We start from the raw sequence: 21,004 nt of genomic DNA, 5'->3' as shown, positions 1-21,004 counted from the left end.
ATGAAAAGCGGCCGCGAATGCGGCCGCTTTTTCACAGTTTGAAATGCGCTGCAAGCTATCGAAGCGCAGGCAGAAAAGGCAAGATAAGGAAGCCTGATCCGTCAGGCACGCTTCACTTTGGCAACGGCATCAGGTCGACATCCGACTGGCGTTGAAGATCCTGCACCTTGGTTTGCAATGCACGCAATTGCGCTTGCGCGGCATCCTGTTGCGCCCGCAGCGAACGGATCGCTTCCTGTTGCTCGGCCTGCCGATCGGCGACCTGGCTTTGCTGCGCCCGGGCGACATCGAGGTCCGCCTGCAGACGATTCGCGCGCCCTTGTTGAACTGCGATCAGCCGGTCAGCAAAGTTCTTTTCGGCTTCGAGCTTGGTCCGGCGGATCTCGGTATCGGCGAGCGCCGCGCTGTTCTTGGCAAAGTCCGCATATATTGTTTCCGCACGCGAATCCACTTGAGTCTTGACCACGCGCCAGAATTTCTTTTGCTGAAACAATGCAATATAAAACGTCATTTCATCGGGGTAAAACAGCATGCTCGCGCCATAGCTGCCGTTATACGTGGTGCGCAATTCCGTCACCTTTCCGTCGCGAATCATTTGCTGCAGTTCCGCGATGTTGCCATTCACTGTTGCCTGCGGTTCGTCGGCCGCGCCGTTGGTCAGAAGACTGCGGCGCGCGCTTGAGTCCCCGAGTGCATCGGCCGCCGGGGCATTGCCTAGCATGGGCGCTGCGGGCCCGGCAGCACACGCTGCGCCGCACAGGACGAACCATGCCAAGACCAGTGCCCCGCCTCTCGTTGTAGTGTTGGAGTTCATGGAATTTCCGGGTTGAACGCAATTAAGAATGCGAAAGCACCGGAATTATGGCAGATAGAAAAGCTAAAGCGGAAAATGCATGAAGAGGCTTTTTAAAGTCTCATCATCGCCTGAAAACACTTACCGGTTTGAAACGATTCATGAAGCGATTCATGTAACGGGGCATTGCATAAGCATTGCGGAATTCCCGCCGTGTTTTATATATCGTGACGCAGGCGTGCGTGCTCCTGAACGGCCGTTCGAGCGTACTGGTCGCCGGCTGAACTGATGGGCGAGAAGATGCGCGCATCGACCGGGTGTGTCGGCACTGCGGAAAAGATTCCTCGATCCGCTTTGAAAGCGAACGGCGCGCCCGAGTAGATGCGTGGATCGACGGACCTTGCCGCCATGCTCGGCGAGACCTGGAACAAAACACCCAACGCGACCAGGCTGGCAGTCGTGAAAACTGAACGGAATGAATGTGAATGAAATGAACAGACATGCAAGGACATGAGAAAGACTCGCGCAAAAAATGCCTGCGCGCGAACAACCGCTGAACCGCGTACTCGTGACAGGCGTGAGACAGGAGAGGAACTCGCGTGCGCCTGATAACAGCGCTCGCGACCAGCCAAGATGAGACCATCTCCGCGCCGTCCGAACCATGAGGAAGTTCCGAATTTCTCCTATACGGCCTTGATCGTTTCAATTCTCCGCGGGTCAGTTGATCCAGCGCAAAACCATCGGCAACAAGACCGGCATCACGAATGCCGTGAACAATCCGTTCAAGCCCATGCTGAGGCCGGCGAATGCGCCCGTTTCGTCGCTGACCTGGAAAACGCGCGCTGTCCCTATGCCATGCGATGCCACGCCAGGCGCAAACCCTCGCACATCGGGCTCTTCGATACGTAAAACGTCGAGGCTCGTGCGTGCAGATAGCACCCCGAACACGCCAGTGCAAATCACCAGCCGGTGGCGCGACACAACTCGACAAACGCGACCGGGCGCGAAAAGTGCGCGCAATCAGGCTGATGCGGCACGGGCTCGGATCAAGCTCTCAACTCCCGATTCCGGTCGATTTAATCCGGTCGATTCAATCGACGCCTCCATGAAAATTTACAAATTCCGACATCGCCCGCCATCTCGGCGATAATCCGTTTCTACGCGACATACGAACGAGCCGAGCGACGGCACACGAGATCTCCATGACCGACCAAGCCACTCCATCCAGCCAGACCGATTCCGACCGGAACACCGTGACAACCGGCGTGCCCGGCCTTGACGACATACTCGGCGGCGGCCTGATCAAGGGCGGGTTGTATCTGATCGAAGGCATGGCGGGAGCGGGCAAGACCATCTTGTCCACGCAGATCGGTTTTCATCGCGTGGCCGAGGGTGACCCGGTGCTGTACATCACGCTGATCGCGGAGTCGCATTCGAAGCTGCTGTCGCATCTGAAAGGACTGTCGTTCTATAACGCCGACGCTATCTCGGACAAAATGCTGTTCGTCTCCGGCTACCACGAACTGATGCGCGACGGCCTGAACGGTTTCCTCGCCTTGATCGCGTCGACCATCAAGACAAGCCGCCCGCGTTTCATGGTGATCGACGGTTTTCGCAGCGCCCGCGAATTCAGTTCCACCGAGCTGGAATTGTCGCAGTTCATTCACGAATTGAGCGCGTTCGTGACGGCCGCGGGCTGCACCACGCTGATCCTCGCGCCGCTGTCGGGCAACGAGCCGCATCCGGAACATACGCTCGTGGACGGCCTGGTCGAACTCAACCGTTTCGCCACCGGCATGCGGCGCGCGCGCGAAGTGGAAGTGCATAAATTGCGCGGCCGCGATCATCTGCTGGGACGCCACTTCTTCAAGATCACCGCCGACGGCCTCGTCACGTTCCCACGCCTGGAAGCACGCGCGAAGCTGCTTGAAGGAGCGCCGGACCTGAAGTCGAAGCTGGCGTTCGGCTTCCCCGACTTCGACGCCATGCTCGGCGGCGGCGTGGTGAACGGCTCGACTACGACGCTGATCGGGCCATCGGGGATCGGCAAGACGCTGCTGTCGCTGAAATTTCTGGAAGCCGGCGTAGCTAACGGCGAGCGCTGCGTGTATTTCGGCTTTTACGAGTCGCCGGAGCGGCTGGTCGCCAAGGCGGAATCCGTGTCCATCCATCTTGCCGATGCAGTCGCCGACGGCCGTCTGATCGTCGAATGGCGGCCGTCGGTGGAACTCGCCATCGACGAACTGGCGGCCGAGCTGATTGCGGTAGTGAAGCGTGCGGGCGCGTCGCGGCTGGTGGTGGACGGGATTGAGGGATTCCACGATTCGGCGAACCGCATGGAGCGTTTCGGGCTGTTCCTGAACGCATTGACGCACCGGCTGCGCCAGGAAAGCATCACGACGCTGCTCACCGAGGAGCTGCCGCTTTATGCCGATATGGCGCATGGGGGCTCGATCCGCGCGTCGGCGATGACGGAGAACATCGTGTTGATGCGATACGTGGAGACAACCACGTCGCTGTACCGGATCATCTCTGTTATCAAGCAGCGCGAAAGCGCCCACGATTCGTCCATTCGCCGCTTCGTCATCGATGAAAATGGCTTGCGTCTCACGGACGGTTTCATCGGCAAGACCACATTGTTATCGGCGCGCGGCACGATCCCGTTCACGCCATCCGACCCGGACTCCGGCACGCGGACATGAAAAAGATCCTCGTCGTAGACGATGAATTTGACCTGCTGACCACCTGGCGGCTTGTGCTTCAGATGGAAGGATACGAGGTCAGTACGGCATCAAACGGCTTGTTGGCGCTCGAGTCAGTGCGTGCCAATCCTCCCGACCTGATCATCACGGACTGGATGATGCCGACCATGGACGGCGTCGCGTTATGTCACGCACTCGCCGCCGACGACACCCTCGCGCAGATTCCCGTCGTGCTATCCAGCGCCGCCGCGCGCACGCCGGCGGTCACGCACCCGCACCTCGAATTCCATCGGAAGCCGCTTTCCATCGATGAACTCGTCGAAATCGTCGCGCGGCTGATCGGCACGGCCTGAGGGCAATCCGCGTAGGGAGGCGCGGCGCCTGGGCACGATCCCTGCTCAACCAAACGCTCCGGTTAGCCGGATTCTTCGATAAACCGCTTCAACTAGAACGGGAGGCACCATGGTGCAGGATCAGGTAGAAGGCGCGGCGCAAACCGTCGTGGGCAAGGTGCAGGATGCGGTCGGCGGTTTGACCGGCGACACGGCGACGCAGGCTGAAGGCAAAGCGCGCCAGGTGCTCGGCAAGATTCAGCTTAACTACGGCGAAACCATCGACCAAGTCCGTGAGGCGGTCATCGCAAAGCCGATCAATGGCGTGCTCGTAGCAGGTGCAATCGGATTCGTGCTCGGCGCGATCTGGGCACGGCAACGGTAAGTTGGGCGCCATAGGTTGGGTGAAAAACGGCTGGCCGTGCTGAAAAGTGCGGCCGGTTTTTTTGTGTCCTGACCGGCTCATTTTCAGACCAGCTCCAGGGATCGGGCGCGGTTCCGTTATTTCGGCGGCTTGTCGTCCTTGTCATTGGTCGCGGGCATGGGATCGACCGACGTCTGTTTCGAAACCCCTTCCGGCTCTGAACTGTGCGATCCGAACCCACCGCGGCCACTCGCTTCGGGTGTGTTGCCGCTGCCGAGCGGGACTTCGGCAGTCTGCTTTGGGTCCTGCGTGAGATTGCGGCCATCAGGCTCGCCGGGCTCTGCTTTCGCGCTCGATGGCCTCGTTGCCTGGTGTGTGTCACCACCAGTGCCGGAGTCCTCAAGCGGTTTGCTGTTATCGAGGTCGCGTTGCGTAGTGGTCGGTTGTGTCGTGGTCATTGTGTGCTCCTATCCTGATGGTTTGAGGTCCCATCAGTCGAGCAACAGACGTTCCTTGTGATGCTTCTCCAGCTTTTTATCCGCTCCGAGCGACCGGAATATCAAAGCACAGCTACCGCTCGGAACGCGAATCCGCATTGCGGCGGTTTTGTCGCGTCACCCAATCCGCCAGCAGATTCGGCACGCGCGGCAACGCGTGCGGCCAGTGCACGGCTTCCTTCGCCAGTTGCGCGACGAGGCCGTGCGAACTGAACTGATCCAGCGCCAGACGCATGATCACTTTGCGCGCGATCGGCCATACGTCGATATCCGGAGCAATCCGCCGCGCCATTTCCTCGATGCTCTGCGCCGAGCGCGCAAGCAACGCCGCCCGGGACGCGATGCCCGTATGGGCGTCGCCAAAGGCGTGTTCCAGCGGTCCTTTGCCCAGCGCGGTGAAAAGATCGGCGGCTGTCCGATGCCGATGGGCATCGCCGGCAAAACGCTCCGCCTCCCGCCGATACGTCGCTTCCACACGCACCGCATGCTGCGTCTCGTGTTCGTCGGGCCGGCCATGCCGCATGTGTTCACGCGCAGCCGCCTTGTGATCGCCGTGCAACAACGCGTTCGACCCGGCAACGAGGAAACTGCGCTCGTGCGCGGCGAAAAACGTGAGGGGCGAATCTCCGTCAAGCACGAGCGCCCCAAAGGTTTCCGGTTCGATGCTGACCGCGGCACCCGCCGCTTCCAGACCGGCATGGAACACGCCCTCGCTGAGCGCCGTCTCGAAAAAAACCTCGATCCACGTGGCAATCAATTGGGCCGGGTCCAGGCCGTGGGTGCGCAGCGCATCGGCGTCCGAAAGCGGCACGCTGCGCACGGCGCGCGTGACGAGCGCCGTGTCGCTGCAAAAATCCCAGAGTACTTCGGGCACGACGACGCGCGAGTCGTTGTTCACCTCACGCAACCGGTAGCGGAGAAAGCTTTGATCGGCCGCGCGCTGGCGCAAATCGAGCATCCCGGTCACCGACTCCGTCAGGCGTGCGATCAGCGCGCCCACGTTCTGCTCCCGAACCTCACGTGAAAAACGCCCGGCCAAACGCGCCGCCGAGTTCGCCACATCCAGGTCTTGCACCAGTTCAGCGCGTGTATCGATACGGATCAACGTGACGCGTACGGCCACCGGCGGTGCGCTCGTGTTGATGCGAGGGGGCGCATCCAGCATGATCAGCGCACGATGCGTCTGCTGCGCTATTCCACAGCGTTCAGGCTCGGCGTCCACATCGATCAATGCGGCAGCCCGTCCGGGCGGCAACGCAGACTCCAGAGCCCGGCGCAGCGGCGCGTCTTTCAGCGGCGCCTTGAGAGTATCCAGTTCGGCGAGCGCGACGCGCACCGCCGTCTCGGCCAACCCCGGATGTTGCGCCAGCAGGCCCGACGCCATGGTCAGCACACCGGACAGGTTCTGCAGCACCGGCACCCGCTGGGCCAGACTGGTGGCGCCACGGCTACGCACGCCGGCGGCAAACGAGCGCAAGACGCGATGGATAGGGGCATCGGCGGCGGACTTTGCGCGGCTTTCCCGCACGAACAGCGTCGCGAGGCGCCAGATTGCGCGCACGCGCTGCGTCATGGGTTCACCCGGCACATGCTCGAATAGCTGATTTTTCGCTCCTTGGGTGAGGTCGATAGAGTGGAAGGCAGGGGCGCCCGCACGAGTTAGACCTCAAGAGAATAATCCTTGCGCAATTCACGTTGGTCGCGCAAGCGTTTGGAGATCTCTCATGGATAACGCTCAGGCTACCGGCGGCTTGAACAACGTCACACAAGATAGAACAGAACGGGCTGGCGCGTCGAACGCAGGCTGGGCGATCTGCTGCATTCATCGACGAGCTGCTTGCAAGCCAGCGCGGTCCAAAAACTAATTCTCCAGCATGCGGCTCAAGCGGCCATTCATCACGGATAACGTAATTGTGACGCTAAACAGAACACGTTGATTATCTAAACGTTTTAAACACGGCTTCCGGGCACATTATCAATTCACGGTATTGTTTCAAATTTCTATTTTTAATCAACAGTTTTTCACACAGGCCTCATTACACGAGAGGACGACCCATGCCATGGATTGCGCCGCGTTTCACAATATGTGTACTAATATACCGATCGGGCTTAAATCACGACATATACCGCCGCGCGTTAAAATCCGTGAAGACCGCTTCGTGCGGCCTTTTTCAACCGCGAATGCATATCCCCGCCGGCGTAGCAGGTGCCGGCCAATCCATAGCGATCCCTGCACCATTTCTCGAGATGGGTCAAAATGCGCGACGGTCTGGGATAACTTGCCGGTTTGATTCTTCTGGTCATTAGACGAAATACCTGTCGAAAACATGCAAACGTTTTAATTGTTTCCATTTTGAAGAACCTTCATGGCATCTGTGAATAATTTACGCACTTTCAAAATCCAGATATCGGTTTCTTTTCTCGAACCCGGCTTGAGGATTATCAAATCCCGTATCCGGCCGTGAGCGCAGGCAGTTTATAAACTGCAACGCATAAAAAATCTATTTCGACGCAGTAAACGTTACTGCCAATCGGACCGGAAATTTTCTCGTTTCGATGGAAGCTACAGGCTCCCGAATAAGCAAAATTGACCGAAATTATCGGATCGTCCGAAATGGTATCTATTCAGACGCATTGTTTCCTTCTCCTGCCTGCCTCTGCGCGATAGCGTCGAATCTAGCAACGGCTCTCGATAAATCTCACTGTCGTGATTGGCACGTTGCATGCTTACCTTGGCGCATGAAACAGTTTTTTGTCATTTTTTGTCCACTTTTGATTATCACTATGCTAACTACTCCAGTGATCGAAACACACCTTAATGCCTTCCATGAGGTCATTGCGGAATGCACCGACCTCAAAAGCCGTGTTGAGACGGAGCGAGTGGCGGTATCGGCAATTACAGCCGCGATTGTCAATGCAAGTGAAACCCTCGCCAGGCGAGGTTATATGACGCCGCAAAAGGTGGAAGGACTAACCCTCTCGATAGAAGAGAACGCGCTCGACCTGAAAGCGGCGCTCGATGAAGTCGATGCCTCCCTTCTCACGGCCATCGGTCCCGTCGAGAAATTCGCCGCCGTGACCGAACGTATGAGGACGGCCCAGAGAGTGGCGCTTCCGGTCCACGTCACGACGGCAGCGGGTCAATCAGAAGGCGTGGAGGCACTGATGTTCGATTCAATGGCGGCCCGGCATTCCGCCTTGTGCGAGCATCTATTGGAAAGCGTACGGGAACTGGCCAACAAAGCCACGTACCGGCTCGACGACCTGCGGGAAAAGATCGACCGGCTGCAGTCGTCCTATGGAGAAATGACTGCGGCGATGGCATCCTGAAGCGTCGCCCGGCGTTGCTTGCGGACGTTACATCGGCAAGAACAGGCGTATGACCGGGGGAGTGGAGACACGATCCTCCATGCGTCGACGAAGGCGCCCCGCTCAAGCACCTTTCCCGGCACCGCCACGCAAAAGCCGGCTGAGATGGCTCGGCGCCCCCTCGGCCGGGAGCAAGCTCGCTGCCGCGCCTGTTCGCCGGCGAACGCCCGGCGGAAATGGAGGATTCCGCATTGCACCGTAGCGTGCTATCGTTTTCATGCCGGAATCAGAACGTCCGGCACACGTCAATCATCTTCGTGAGCTCCGCCATGAACGATGTACGCCACAATCTCAGCCCGACCGACCGCGTGGAATTGCTCTGCTGGCTTACCTGCGGAAGCCTCGGCGCTTATTATCTGAACGGCTCCTGGCCCACTGCGGCTTTTCACGTACAAGCGGCTCACAAGTGGCTGGACAGGCATAAGCGCCAGGCTGAATGGCTCGCCATCGCGAAGCTGTCAGCCATTGCAGCCGACCTCGCCCAGCGCCACTCGGAACTCGTGGATGCCGACTGGGCCCGCGATGCCGTGGAAGAGATTCTGGACAGCGACGACCTCAATTATCAATCGGAGCTGGTGTTGCGCGTCCTCGATGAATGCAAGCGCGCGCTCGCCGACAGACGGCCGGCCGACTGACCCGGAAAAATCCAAGGGCCTTCGTTGATCGAGAATCATCGATTTGACGAAAGCCCCTTCCTTGAAGCGCTTTGCTGCGCCGGCTTCAATGCGCGAGCTTTATTGCATCGGCTTCAGGCCTCGTGCGCATGCCGATCTGGATTGCCGTCGACGAATCTCCCGATCCGACATATAGCCCGTTGGAAAATACGGGTGCCGGGGCACCGCCGAGAGACACAGCCGCCGCGCCGCCCGATACCGCCGCCAGGATCTTCGCTGCCTGACCACCCCAGCGATTCGACTGGATCGAGCCGTCGTTCGCCACGAAGGTCCCGTGCCCATTCAAATTGCTGAAGTACGTGATACCAGCGTCGATAATGCCGACCAGCGTAACGCTGCTCTGCGCGTAAGCGCAGGGGACCGACATCGCCGATACGGCCAGTACTGCGGCGCTGCGAGATCCTGGTCGCCGAAGACCTGCCGAAAACCGCGACTGATAAAATCCAGAGGTTTAAATCACGCGAGCCGGCCCTTGATGCCTGAATGCCCCTCTCCGCCCTCTCCATTGCCTGGCTGCGAGTCATGGACCGATTAGATCAGCACATCCCTGCAATCCGCCTGGCCGATCTGCCCGCAACGGGCGACCGGGAATCGCTTCGTCTCGAGTATCAATGGTTGAATGCCGGCCAGCCCGGTGCTCCTGTCGCCGTCTTCTTGCACGAAGGGCTCGGCTCCATTTCCATGTGGAAGGACTGGCCGCAGAAGCTATGCGAACAACTGGGGTTGCGTGGCCTCGTCTATTCGCGACCGGGTTATGGCGGCTCGACCCCACGCGCACCGGACGTTAAATGGCCGGTCGATTTCATGCAACGGCAGGCTCATGACGTCCTGCCCGCATTGCTCGACGTCCTCGGCATAGACAGCGCCGAACGCACCCGGATGTGGGTCATCGGTCATAGCGACGGCGGTTCTATCGCGTTGCTTTATGCGGCGGCTTTCCCTGACGCGCCAGGTGGCGTGATTGCGATTGCGCCGCATGTATTCGTTGAAGATGTGTCGGTCAAGGCGATCTCGGAGGCAACCGCCCTGTACACGCAAGGCGATTTGCGCGCCAGGCTGTCGCGTTATCACGCCGATGTCGATTCAGCTTTCTACGGATGGAACGATATCTGGCTGAATCCCGAATTCAGGCACTGGAACATCACGGACCGGCTGTCTTCCATCCGGTGCCCTCTGCTCGCCGTACAAGGACACGACGACGAGTACGCAACCATGGCGCAGATCGACGCCATCGGGTCGCATGTGCCGCAGGCACAGCTCGCCAAGCTCCCGGCTTGCGGACATTCTCCACACCGTCAGTGCCCCGCCATGCTCGATGCCGCGATCGCGGCCTTCGTCAAAAGTATCAGGAGTAGCTGAAGCTCCGGCACGAACCAGGACCGCCGAAGAACACGTGAAGGACACGATGTGCCGGCTTGGGAAAACCGAAATCTCGATACAATCGGTCACCCTCTACACGCTTCGTTTCCTTTCAAAACGCATGACTGGTTCCTCGCTGCTCAAACCGAAGGTTTCACCCAGTCTGCGTTGGCTCACCCTGTGGGGACCCGGCCTGCTCGTCATGCTCGCCGACTGCGACGCCGGTAATGTGGTGACAGCGGCGCAGAGCGGCGCGCAATGGGGCCCTCAGCTACTACTGGTCTTGCTGGCACTCATCCCCCTGCTTTACATGGTCCAGGAACTCACCGTGCGGCTGGGTATCTTTACCGGGATGGGTCATGGAGAGCTGGTTCGCGCGAACTTCGGTCCTGGTTGGGCATGGGTCTCGGCCGTCGGGTTAGGCATCGCCGTGCTCGGCTCGCTGGTGACCGAGTTCACCGGGGTCGCCGGCATAGGAGAGATGGTCGGCGTCTCGCGGTCCGTCACGTTGCCGCTCGCCGCCGCGTTCCTGGTGGGCATTGTGTTCACCGGCTCGCATAAACGCGTGGACAAGTTCGCCATCGTCATTGGCGCTTTCGAACTGTCCTTCTTTGCGGTCGCCTGGCACGCCCACCCGGACATCCCCGGCATGTTTCGCCAGATGACCCAGCTTCCGCTCTCCGATCATCATTACGGTTATCTCGCGGCTGCATTGATTGGCGCGACCTTCAATCCCTGGATGATCTTCTATCAGCAGGCCGCAGTGGCCGATAAAAAGCTGGGCGCCCAGGACTATTCCGCGGCCCGAATCGAAACTGCCGCCGGTGCGGTTCTCACGCAGTTGCTCACAGCAGCGGTACTGGTCGCGGTCGCGGCAACGCTGTCGAGAGACGGTCAGCGACACGCTTTTCAAAGCGTGGGAGAAATCAGCGATGTCCTCGCGACAGCAGTGGGACCGCACGTCGGACGTTTTCTGTTTGGCGCGGGTGTCCTCGGGGCATCGATGGTGGCGGCCATTGTCTGCTCGCTGTCGCTCGCGTGGGGGCTGGGCGAGGTGGCGGGATACAAGCGCTCACTTGAAGACCGGCCCGGGAGTGCGCCCTGGTTCTATGGGGTGTATGTGGCCTCGGTCGTTGGCAGCGCGACCGTCGTGTGGCTTGCGCCCAACCTCATTTCGCTGAACGTGGCCGCCCAGGTGGTCAACGCGCTGATGTTGCCGCTGGTAGTGGGTTTGCTGATCGCGCTCAGCGTGACCGCGCTGCCACCTCAGCACCGGCCTCGCGGCGTTTACCTATGGCTTGTATGCGGCATTGCCACGCTGGTGTCCGCGGCCGGCGTACTCGGCGCTGGCCTGAGCTTTTTCTCGCAATAGGCATCCGCGTCAATCCCGTACTGCTTGCAGTGCCACATACCTCTTTGGCATGGACGTCGGTATTGAATGCCGGACACATCTTTGCGTTCCGTCAAAACGATCATCTGAAAAAATTCATCGTCGTTCGCCGGGTAATCACTCGAAATATTTTTGATCGCGCACGCATCCGTCTCGCGGTCAGCGTGCGTATCCACCCGTACGTGACATGAGAGGCGCCGGATCAGCTCTGCTGCTCCGCGTCGTGCTTCGTCACGCGTTCGTGATTCACGTTTGACACAGGCAGCTCGCCTGGCGCCTCGTCGTCTGCTGTCCGCTGCTCTTTCCGTCTCGGGCTTTCATCGGACGCAGTCGCCGTATTGGTTAGTTCACAGAACGGTTCAAGGAGATATCATGTCAGAAGATTCAAAGGTCATGGATGTGCTCGTGCAGCGCGCCGACAAGCTGGCAAGACGCAGACAGTTCTTTAGAAGCGCAGGGGGCGTCGGGCTTGGACTTATCGGCGGCACGATCCTTGGCGCATGTGGCGGCGGCTCCTCGGGTGCATCGGCGCAAAGTAGCGGCCCGACCGATCCGGAAATACTCAACTTCGCACTGAACCTCGAATATCTCGAAGCAACCTTCTATGCGTACGCGACTACCGGCGCGGGCCTGCCAGCGAGCCTGGTGAGCGGTGCGGGCACGCCTGGAACGGTCATCCCGGGCCATGCAGTGACCTTCTCCGACCCGGTGGTCCAGGCGTATGCAAACGAGATCGCCAAAGACGAACTCGAACATGTCACGTTCCTGCGCACGGCGCTCGGTGCGTCGGCGGTCGCCATGCCGGCCCTCGACGTCGGCTATCAAAGTCCGAACGGGGCGTTCTCCAAAGCGGCGCAAGCGGCCGGGCTGGTTCCCGCGGGCACGGCCTTCGACCCTTATCTGAACGACGAGACCTTCCTGCTCGCCGCCTTCATTTTTGAAGACGTCGGCGTAACGGCCTATAAAGGCGCCGCGCCGCTGATCACGAACAAGACCTATCTGGAAGCAGCCGCCGGCATTCTGGCAGCGGAGGCGTATCACGCCGGTCTTGTGCGCACGGTGCTTTATTCAAAAGGTATTGCTAACCCGGCGCTCGGCCTCATCGCGTCGGCTAATGCAATCTCCGCTGCACGCGACGCGCTCGACAACGTGGGCAACGATGACCAAGGCATTTCCGGAGCAACGGCAGGCAGCTCGAACATCGTACCGCTCGATTCCAACGGCCTCGCGTTCAGCCGCAATTACCCGAATGTCCTGAACATCGTCTATCTGACGAATGCGGCGGTCACGCAGGGCGGATTCTTCCCGGCGGGTGTCAATGGCGATCTGCACATGAGCGCCTGACCGTAGGCAGGAACATCCCCGGCTTCACCGCGCTGATTTCCACCACAAGTGGTGGAAATCAGCGCGTTTTTATATGCCTTGACGATTGAAATGAAGGCTCCGAATAATAAAGCATAACTAAATTTCTTAAATCGACACGGCACGAACCAAACCATGCACTGAGTAAAACCAAGACGACCCTTGCCATCGCACTACGGCAGCGTGAACGCTGATATCACCGCCAAGCCGGCAAAACCGCATTCATCCCATTCTCCAGGTATCCGTAAGGGAAACGAAATACTCCCGTTGCGCCTCAGCCTTCAAACAGCCGACAAGCACCCTCATGCACACACGCATTAAGCAGACGCTGACCCGACTCCACGCACTCCGTTGCGGCGCTCACATGCGCGTGATCCTTGACAGACGATCGTTTTAACCGCAGCCCGCCCGGCAAAAATGGACAAGTTACGCCTCCGAGGTTGTGCCTGAAACACGGTTTGTAGTAGTGTCGGGCCGTCCAGAAAGAACGGTCGAAATTACCCGGACAAATCATGTCCGGACAAGTCGCGCGCACGCTGTCGCTTAGCCGCATTTCTTAACGATCGAAGCTTACAGTTCACGTTTTTATCGTGGCCTGGTCGCATGCCAATGCCTTCTTATTTACGTATGCGTATGCATTGGTGAATCAATGCATGGCGGCATTCAAGGCTCGAAGTTCGAAGAGCACGTCGTCATGTTTCAAGCATCGCTGTTCGGAGAATATATGGACTTCGGATTCAACCTGAACCGCACGGCTAACGCGTCTGCCTGGCGGCTCTTGCCTAATCGATGGGACTTCGTCGCCTTCCCCCTGATCATCTGCCTGATTGCGATGGCGGCTATCGGCTTCCATCAGACCATGGCGCCTATCGCCACGCTTAAGGCCCAGGCGATCTCGCTCGCGCCATCGAACCTGCCTGAATACGCGCTGCGCACGACCTTGCGTATGCTCGCCGCCATGATCGCTTCGCTGGTCTTCACGCTTATCTACGGCACCCTCGCGGCCAAGAGCCGCCGGGCGGAAAAAGTGCTGGTTCCGATCCTGGACATCCTTCAGTCGGTTCCGGTCCTGGGCTATATCTCGTTCACGGTCACGTTCTTCATCGCGCTGTTTCCAACGCGCGTGGCGGGTGCCGAATGCGCGGCGATCTTCGCGATCTTCACGAGCCAGGCGTGGAACATGACGTTCAGTTTCTACCAGTCGTTGCGCACGACGCCGCGAGATCTGGAGGAAGTCGCTCGCAGCTTCCACCTGACCGCATGGCAACGATTCTGGAAACTGGAAGTTCCCTTCTCGATGCCAGGTCTCATCTGGAACATGATGATGTCGATGTCCGGCGGCTGGTTCTTCGTGGTTGCCTCTGAGGCCATCACGGTCGGCAACAATACGATTACGCTGCCGGGCATAGGTGCGTACCTCGCGCAGGCGATCACCGAAAAGGACATGGGCGCGGTAGGCTGGGTCATCCTCACGATGACCGTCGTGATCCTGGGCTACGACCAGCTGCTGTTTCGTCCGCTCGTTGCCTGGGCCGACAAGTTCCGCATGGAAACAACCAGTTCCGGTGTCGCCCCGGAGTCGTGGGTGCTTGGCCTGGTTCGACGCACACATCTGATTCACCGCTTGCTCGTGCCGGCCGGCTGGGTCTTCGCCACCGCCGCCCGCGTCCCGCTGCGCATGCCCTCGTTCGATCGCGCGAATTTGCGTGTGACGAAGCGCCGGGCGCCGTCGCGCTTCGGCGACATCATCTGGAGCGTCGTGGTTATCGCGGTCACGCTTTATGTGGTCTGGCGCGTGGTCAGCTACGTGCGCACCGGCGTGGATCTCGATGAAGTCGGCCACGTGCTGGTCCTCGGCCTGATTACGCTGCTACGTGTGGCGATCCTCATCGCGATATCGTCGGTGATCTGGGTCCCGCTTGGCGTGATGATCGGATTGCGTCCCGCGCTCGCCGAGAAAGTGCAACCGCTCGCACAATTCCTGGCGGCGTTTCCGGCGAACCTGTTGTTTCCCATCTTCGTGATCGTGATTGTCCGCTTTCACCTGAACCCCGATATCTGGTTGTCGCCGCTCATCGTGCTCGGTACGCAGTGGTACATCCTGTTCAACGTGATCGCGGGCGCGACGGCTTACCCGAACGATTACCGCGAGGTGGCGGCCAACTTCCGGATTCGCGGCTGGCAATGGTGGCGGCAGGCCATGCTGCCGGGCATCTTCCCGTATTACGTGACGGGTGCGATCACCGCTTCAGGCGGTGCGTGGAACGCCAGTATCGTCGCCGAGTTCGTGCAGTGGGGCGACACCAAGGTGGCCGCGCATGGCCTCGGCGCTTACATCGCGCAGACCACCGCCGCGGGCGACTATCCGAAGATCATCCTGGGCATCGCCGTCATGTCGTTGTTCGTCACGCTTTTCAACCGCCTGCTGTGGCGCCCCATGTTCACCTTTGCCGAAGCCAGGCTTCGAGTCGATTGAGGATCCATTCCATGCCAAATTCAGACTTCAACGTGGCCTCCCCCGCTACGCCGACAAGCCCTGCTCCCCGTGCGGCCCAAGAGATCCTGAGCGTCAAGGGCGTGTCCCGGGGTTTCAAGAAAAGCCAGGGCGACCTGCTCGTGCTCGACGACGTCAATCTCTCCCTGCGCGAGGGTGAAATCGTCGGCTTGCTCGGGCGCTCGGGCTCGGGCAAGTCAACGCTATTGCGGATCATTGCGGGCTTGATCGAGCCGACCACCGGCGACGTCACTTATAAAGGCAAGCCGCTCGAAGGTCCCGCCGACGGCGTCGCGATGGTATTCCAGACCTTCGCGCTATTCCCGTGGCTGACAGTGCTTCAGAACGTGGAAGCGGGGCTGGAGGCGCAGGGAGTGGGCGCTGCGCCTCGACGTGCGAGAGCGCTTGCCGCAATCGATCTGATCGGGCTGGACGGTTTCGAGAACGCGTATCCTCGTGAACTGTCGGGCGGGATGCGTCAGCGGGTGGGATTTGCGCGCGCGTTGGTCGTCGACCCGACGTTGTTGCTGATGGATGAGCCCTTCTCCGCGCTCGACGTGCTGACGGCCGAGAACTTGCGTACCGATCTGCTTGACCTCTGGACGCAGGGCAAGATGCCGATCAAGTCGGTGCTGATCGTGACGCACAACATTGAAGAAGCGGTGTTCATGTGCGACCGGATCATGGTGTTGTCGTCGAATCCGGGCCGGGTGATCGCCGAGATCCAGGTGCCGTTCAAGCATCCTCGCAATCGGCTGGACACGGCGTTCAGATCCCTCGTCGACGAGATCTACGCCAAGATGACCGCGCGGCAATCCGGCGAGGCGACCAAGCAGACGCTTGAGTTCGGCAGCCGGTTACCGCATGTGTCGACCAACCTGCTGGCCGGCCTGATTGAAACGCTCGCGGCGGCGCCGTATAACGGGCGCGCGGACATGCCGGTGATCGCACGTTCGCTGCACCTGGAAGTTGATGACCTGTTCCCGATCGCGGAAATGTTGCAGCACCTGGGTTTCGCCGAACTGCGCGAAGGGGATATTTATCTGACGCCTTCGGCTCATGTGTTCGCCGACCTGGGTACTCATGAACGCAAGATGATGTTCGCCGAGCATTTGTTGAAGCACGTGCCGCTGGCCGCGCGCATCAAGAAGGTGTTGAACGAGCGACCGGGACATCGGGCTCCGCGGGTGCGCTTTGAACAGGAGCTGGAGGATTTCCTGACCGATGGCGCCGCGGAAGATACGCTAGATTCGGTGATCAATTGGGGGCGTTATGGCGAGGTGTTTTCGTACAACGACCAGACCGAGCTGTTCAGCCTGGAAGACGTGGAGACGTGATTGGGGGGGGCGGGTGCTCGCGCCGGTGGACGGGGTTTGGGGGGCTGGTGGGGTTGGGGATGGCGGTCGGGGTGGTCGGTTCTGGGGTTAGTGGTCGGGGTCTATGCCGGGTTGGTGCTTTCAGTGCTAGTGGTCTGCGAGAGTCGGATTTTCTCTTTATCACTATTAGCCACTGTGCGTGGCGGCACGTCATTTCTTTGTCCAAAGCGACAAAGAAACGAAGCAAAGAAAACGCTTTCAACCACGCTACCCTAAGTGTCCACAGCGTGCAGTTTTCATTCATAGGTGCCCCAAAAGCACGGTGCTCGCCAGAGCGGAGGATGTGTGAACCCCTCCTTCTCGCGAATCTTGACACGAACACGCTTCGCCCCGTACGCTCTCGGGCAAGCACAATTCGCCCGGCAACCCGCTCGGCCCACCCGCATTTAAGGCTTCGTTTCTTGGTAGGTTGGGTGAGTGGCTTGCGCTGGAGGGCCCCCGTGGCCAGCTTCGCCAATCACCCCGCGCTATCCGCGGACAACCAACCACCAGATTAGTACGCACTTCGAACCATATTACTAACCCGCACAAAAACGAGGCCATCGAAATGCGCGAGGCCATAGTAGGCGAAAATAAGGTGCAGGCCGCGCAAGCAATCCAAAAAGAACGAAGCTTTAAATATGCGTCCGACCGTAACCTGCAAAGACGACCGCGCCAACTACGCCGCCAACCTGCCAAGCCATGACGCAGTGAAGACTGCGTGAGGCCGTGTGGGTTCCTTAGCAATTGTGCTTGCCCGAGAGCGTACGGGGCGAAGCGTGTTCGTGTCAGGATTCGCGAGAAGGAGGGGTTCACACATCCGTGGCTCTGGCGAGCACCGTGCTTTTGGGGCACCTATGAATCAAAACTGCACGCTGTGGACACTTAGGGTAGCGTGGTTGAAAGCGTTTTCTTTGCTTCGTTTCTTTGTCGCTTTGGACAAAGAAATGACGTGCCGCCACGCACAGTGGCTAATAGTGATAAAGAGAAAATCCGACTCTCGCAGACCACTAACACCGAAAGCACCAACCCGGCATAGACCCCGACCACGAACCCCAAAATCACCCCCCGCCATAGCACCAGAACCGCTAACCCCAGAACCTAAAAACCCCCGTCCACCGGCGCGAGAACATCAACCTCCCCCCATAAACTCAAAAAACCGGATCGCACGCGCATCGTCGGTATGAGCCGTATTGATCCGCACCCACGCCGACACCTCACCATTCGGACGGTAGTAGCTCCCCGGCGCAAGCGTGATACCAAATTTCAACGCGTGCTCGACCAGGACCATCGAGTCCTCTATTCCGGGCACACGCGTCCACACAAAATTGCCACCGCTGGGTTCATCGAAAACTTCCCAGCCGTTCTCCTCAAGACGCTGAACAGCCGTTGACAGTGTGTCGTGAATGCGCCGCCGCAAACGCTCGAGATACTTGCGGTACGTGCCGCGCTCAAGCAACGCCGCCACCACGCACTCGCTAAAGCGCGAACCGCCCAGACTGGTGAGCACCTTCACATCGACCAGATCCTTGATCAGCTCGCGCTTGGCCGCCAGATAACCGATCCGCAACGACGACGACAACGTCTTCGACAACCCGCCCACGTAAATCACATGATCGAGCTGATCCAGCGATGCAAGCCGTTGAGTCGGCGTTGCCTGGAAGTCTGCATAGATGTCATCTTCCACGATCATGAAGTCGTGCTGCTGCGCGAGTTGCAGCAACTTGAATGCGACTTGCGGCGCGACATTCGTCGCGGTCGGGTTATGAAACACGGTGTTGATGAAGAACAGTTTCGGCTTGATGGTCTTGAGCAAATGCTCGGCAACATCAACATCCGGCCCGCTCGCCAGACGTGGAACGCCGACAATCCTGACGCCCTGCAGCTTGAGCAGTCCGAACAAGTTGTAGTAGCCAGGGTCTTCAACGAACACGGTATCGCCCGGCTTCAGCATGAAGCGGACAATCAGATCGAGCGCCTGGCTCGCACCGCTCGTGACAATGACGTTCGAGATGTCCGCCTCAATGCCGACTATCGAGAGACGCATCTGGATCTGGTGCCTCAGGTTCGCATCGCCATGCGGCATGGCGTAGTCGATCACGCAGCTCGGGTCCATCCGCATGACCTGACGCACAGTCTGGGCAATGCCCTCGATGTCTCGCCACGCTTCGGGCACGAAGCCGCTACTCAGCTTCAAGGTCTCGCCGGGATAGTTGAACTGCTGCAGAATCTGATGCGATTCTTCCTCGGCAAGACGAGGGTCCGAACCGCCCGACGCGCCGCTCTCGCCCCCCACGTGATTCGCCACGTAGAAGCCCGAACCATGCTTCGGCACAATCAACCCCAGTGACGAAAGCCGGTCATATGCCTCGATAACCGGGAAGCGGCTGATCCGCTGGGTAGCCGCGAGCGCCCGGATGGACGGCAGCTTCACGCCGGCCAAAAGCTGCCGCGAGCGAATCAGGCCCGAAATGCCGGTCACAAGCTGATCGGTCATGGGAACACCATTATGCGGATCGATGACGAGGTTCATCGCGTGCGTGATCTCTTCAAGTGTGCAGGGAAAATCACTGAACAGTACGGCACAACTGTTCGCGACTGTACATTCCTAAGATTGGAGTTTAAATAAATAATGCAGTCAAGAGGCCGTCTCTCTGTGAGCGGCCGTGTTGGGAGAGGGACATGCGTGAAATCCGGACCTTGGAGCAGGAACCCCATGATGCGCCAGCCTGCTGGCTCATCGATCGGCCTCATACCCTGACGGTTTGCCGGGGTACGGTGTGGCTGACCATTGAAGGCGAGTCGGAAGACTGGTGGCTGCGGGAAGGCGAAACGCTTGAGCTTGCGCCGCGTTCGAAGGTCTGGATCAGCACATCCGAGCCGAATAGCCGTTTCGTTTTGGCCTCGGCGCCGGTATTCTCACCCACTCGGCGATTCGCTTTCTACTGGTTGCTGATCCGCTTCGGCCAGCGCAGGACGCGGGCAATGTGAACGGATCGCGGCCGCGGCCCGCCGCTTAGCCATCCGACAACGCCTTTATTAAACGAAACCTGATGAACGACCGATACCCCCTTTCCGCAGATTCCGGCACGCCGGATACGTTCAGCATCGCGTGTCCGACGGTCCTGCCGCTCTCTTCAATTCTTCCCGAAGAACCTCTGCTGATGATGGGCGCCGGCCCCGTACCCATCCCCGACGCCGTGGCGAAAGCCAACGGCGTCGTGATCAACCATCTTGGATCGACCATGGCCGCGGTTATCGGCCAGGTCAAGACGATGGCCCGGTATGTGTTCCAGACCGAATCGAAATGGGTGATGGGCGTGGCGGGACCGGGATCGGCTGCCATGGAAATGGCGATCACGAATCTCGCGTGGAAAGGCTCGCGCGTACTCTGCATCTGCAACGGCTTCTTCAGCGAACGCATGGCGGAGATGGCGAGGCGAACCGGCGCTGAAGTGGAAACGCTGAACGTGGTCGACGGTACCGCGGCGGACACGCAGCAAGCGGCGGACGCTATCGACCGGTTTCGCCCGGAGATCGTGACGATCGTACATGGCGAGACGTCCAACACCGTCTGGAATCGCAGCCTCGAATCGATCGCCTCGGTCGCCCGCGCCGCCGGCGCGCTGGTGATTGTCGACGCGGTCTGCACGCTGAGCACCATGCCGCTGCCGATGGACGCATGGGGTATCGACGCCGTGATCACCGGGGGCCAGAAAGGGTTGTCATCGATCCCGGGCGTCTCGCTGCTCGCGTTCTCTGAAGCGGCCTGGCAACGCATCATGTCGCGTCCCGTCCCACCCACGCATTGGTGCCTCGACGCGGCGCTGGCAACGAACTTCTGGCACAACGCGTCCTACCATTACACGGCGCCAGTGTCGGGCGTGCTCGCGCTCCATGAGGCGCTGCGGCTGGTTTGCGCCGAGACGCTCGAGCGCCGGTTCGCGCGCCATCTGCGATGTTCGAACGCGCTGCAAGCGGGCGTTGAAGCGTTGGCGCTGAAGCTCTATGTTCCGAAGCCGAGCCGGCTAAATTCGGTCGTGGGTATCGCGTTGCCGCAAGGCGTCAGCGGTTCTGATGTGTGCGCCCATATCTCGCGCCATCATCATGTCGAGATTGCAGGTTCGTTCGGCGCACCGATCGTACGGATCGGTCAGATGGGCGAGCAATGCCGCGAGCATCATCTCTTCAGGACCATCCATGCACTCGGCCGGACGATGATCGACCTCGGCGTGCCAGTGGATCTTCCCGCCGGCGTGGCCGCGCTGGAACGGTCGTTATCGGCGGCGTGATCCGCAACGGAGCTTTCGACC

The 21,004-nt window shown here is 59.7% G+C and carries 17 protein-coding genes and 1 pseudogene; 12 read left to right on the top strand and 6 right to left on the bottom strand.

Going from position 1 to position 21,004, the window contains the following annotated elements; translation table 11 throughout:
• Window positions 1–112: 112 nt before the first annotated feature.
• Together ACSQ36_RS20720 and ACSQ36_RS20715 are read right to left on the bottom strand one after the other, a co-directional pair.
• Window positions 113–814: a DUF2968 domain-containing protein gene (locus tag ACSQ36_RS20720; RefSeq protein ID WP_436183403.1), complete on the bottom strand. Its 702-nt coding sequence runs from the start codon at window positions 812–814 to the stop codon at window positions 113–115.
• 696 nt (window positions 815–1,510) lie between these two features.
• Window positions 1,511–1,759 (bottom strand): annotated as a pseudogene (locus ACSQ36_RS20715) (LrgB family protein); the annotation flags it as partial.
• Window positions 1,760–1,995: 236 nt separating this feature from the next.
• On the opposite strand from ACSQ36_RS20715, the gene ACSQ36_RS20710 reads away from it, so the two are divergent.
• From ACSQ36_RS20710 to ACSQ36_RS20700, 3 genes are all read left to right on the top strand, one after another.
• On the top strand, window positions 1,996–3,495 hold the full coding sequence (locus tag ACSQ36_RS20710) for an RAD55 family ATPase (RefSeq protein ID WP_436183402.1): 1,500 nt from the start codon (window positions 1,996–1,998) through the stop codon (window positions 3,493–3,495).
• Window positions 3,492–3,848 (top strand): response regulator, encoded by a 357-nt coding sequence (locus ACSQ36_RS20705; protein WP_436183401.1) that lies wholly within the window; start codon window positions 3,492–3,494, stop codon window positions 3,846–3,848. The genes ACSQ36_RS20710 and ACSQ36_RS20705 overlap by 4 nt, the downstream gene beginning before the upstream one ends.
• 109 nt (window positions 3,849–3,957) lie before the next feature.
• On the top strand, window positions 3,958–4,212 hold the full coding sequence (locus tag ACSQ36_RS20700) for a CsbD family protein (RefSeq protein WP_213767963.1): 255 nt from the start codon (window positions 3,958–3,960) through the stop codon (window positions 4,210–4,212).
• A 116-nt stretch (window positions 4,213–4,328) separates the two neighbouring features.
• Here ACSQ36_RS20700 and ACSQ36_RS20695 read toward each other — a convergent pair whose 3' ends face one another.
• Both ACSQ36_RS20695 and ACSQ36_RS20690 read right to left on the bottom strand, forming a co-directional pair.
• Window positions 4,329–4,649 carry a hypothetical protein gene (locus tag ACSQ36_RS20695; RefSeq protein ID WP_436183400.1) on the bottom strand — a complete coding sequence of 107 codons (321 nt, stop codon included), beginning with the start codon at window positions 4,647–4,649 and terminating at the stop codon, window positions 4,329–4,331.
• Window positions 4,650–4,761: 112 nt separating this feature from the next.
• Window positions 4,762–6,261 carry an AarF/UbiB family protein gene (locus ACSQ36_RS20690; RefSeq protein WP_436183399.1) on the bottom strand — a complete coding sequence of 500 codons (1,500 nt, stop codon included), beginning with the start codon at window positions 6,259–6,261 and terminating at the stop codon, window positions 4,762–4,764.
• 1,166 nt (window positions 6,262–7,427) lie between these two features.
• On the opposite strand from ACSQ36_RS20690, the gene ACSQ36_RS20685 reads away from it, so the two are divergent.
• Both ACSQ36_RS20685 and ACSQ36_RS20680 read left to right on the top strand, forming a co-directional pair.
• Complete coding sequence (locus ACSQ36_RS20685) at window positions 7,428–8,018, top strand: hypothetical protein (RefSeq protein ID WP_436183398.1); 591 nt, start codon at window positions 7,428–7,430, stop codon at window positions 8,016–8,018.
• Window positions 8,019–8,326: 308 nt separating this feature from the next.
• Window positions 8,327–8,692 carry a hypothetical protein gene (locus ACSQ36_RS20680; RefSeq protein WP_213767959.1) on the top strand — a complete coding sequence of 122 codons (366 nt, stop codon included), beginning with the start codon at window positions 8,327–8,329 and terminating at the stop codon, window positions 8,690–8,692.
• A gap of 85 nt (window positions 8,693–8,777) precedes the next feature.
• Here ACSQ36_RS20680 and ACSQ36_RS20675 read toward each other — a convergent pair whose 3' ends face one another.
• The gene (locus ACSQ36_RS20675; RefSeq protein ID WP_436183397.1) at window positions 8,778–9,098 is read right to left on the bottom strand and encodes a hypothetical protein; all 321 of its coding nucleotides are present in this window, start codon (window positions 9,096–9,098) and stop codon (window positions 8,778–8,780) included.
• A 155-nt stretch (window positions 9,099–9,253) separates the two neighbouring features.
• On the opposite strand from ACSQ36_RS20675, the gene ACSQ36_RS20670 reads away from it, so the two are divergent.
• The 5 genes from ACSQ36_RS20670 (at window position 9,254) to ACSQ36_RS20650 (ending at window position 16,673) form a co-directional block, all read left to right on the top strand.
• Complete coding sequence (locus tag ACSQ36_RS20670) at window positions 9,254–10,090, top strand: alpha/beta fold hydrolase (protein WP_436183396.1); 837 nt, start codon at window positions 9,254–9,256, stop codon at window positions 10,088–10,090.
• Window positions 10,091–10,211: 121 nt separating this feature from the next.
• On the top strand, window positions 10,212–11,462 hold the full coding sequence (locus tag ACSQ36_RS20665) for an NRAMP family divalent metal transporter (RefSeq protein ID WP_436183395.1): 1,251 nt from the start codon (window positions 10,212–10,214) through the stop codon (window positions 11,460–11,462).
• A 390-nt stretch (window positions 11,463–11,852) separates the two neighbouring features.
• Window positions 11,853–12,824, top strand: coding sequence for a ferritin-like domain-containing protein (locus ACSQ36_RS20660; protein ID WP_436183394.1), 972 nt, complete (start codon window positions 11,853–11,855; stop codon window positions 12,822–12,824).
• A gap of 742 nt (window positions 12,825–13,566) precedes the next feature.
• Window positions 13,567–15,318: an ABC transporter permease gene (locus ACSQ36_RS20655; protein WP_213767955.1), complete on the top strand. Its 1,752-nt coding sequence runs from the start codon at window positions 13,567–13,569 to the stop codon at window positions 15,316–15,318.
• Window positions 15,319–15,329: 11 nt separating this feature from the next.
• On the top strand, window positions 15,330–16,673 hold the full coding sequence (locus tag ACSQ36_RS20650; RefSeq protein ID WP_213767954.1) for an ABC transporter ATP-binding protein: 1,344 nt from the start codon (window positions 15,330–15,332) through the stop codon (window positions 16,671–16,673).
• A 1,150-nt stretch (window positions 16,674–17,823) separates the two neighbouring features.
• Here the strand turns inward: ACSQ36_RS20650 and ACSQ36_RS20645 are convergent.
• Window positions 17,824–19,224 (bottom strand): PLP-dependent aminotransferase family protein, encoded by a 1,401-nt coding sequence (locus ACSQ36_RS20645; RefSeq protein ID WP_436183393.1) that lies wholly within the window; start codon window positions 19,222–19,224, stop codon window positions 17,824–17,826.
• Window positions 19,225–19,373: 149 nt separating this feature from the next.
• On the opposite strand from ACSQ36_RS20645, the gene ACSQ36_RS20640 reads away from it, so the two are divergent.
• Together ACSQ36_RS20640 and ACSQ36_RS20635 are read left to right on the top strand one after the other, a co-directional pair.
• On the top strand, window positions 19,374–19,682 hold the full coding sequence (locus ACSQ36_RS20640; protein WP_213768176.1) for a DUF2917 domain-containing protein: 309 nt from the start codon (window positions 19,374–19,376) through the stop codon (window positions 19,680–19,682).
• A gap of 62 nt (window positions 19,683–19,744) precedes the next feature.
• Window positions 19,745–20,983: a pyridoxal-phosphate-dependent aminotransferase family protein gene (locus ACSQ36_RS20635; protein ID WP_436183392.1), complete on the top strand. Its 1,239-nt coding sequence runs from the start codon at window positions 19,745–19,747 to the stop codon at window positions 20,981–20,983.
• Window positions 20,984–21,004: the final 21 nt, after the last annotated feature.

The sequence above is a fragment of the Caballeronia sp. LjRoot34 genome (genome assembly GCF_964253815.1).
In the GTDB taxonomy this organism is placed as follows: domain Bacteria; phylum Pseudomonadota; class Gammaproteobacteria; order Burkholderiales; family Burkholderiaceae; genus Caballeronia.
The sequence above is the reverse complement of the archived record's forward strand: the minus strand, read 5'-3'. Positions and strand labels throughout refer to the sequence as shown.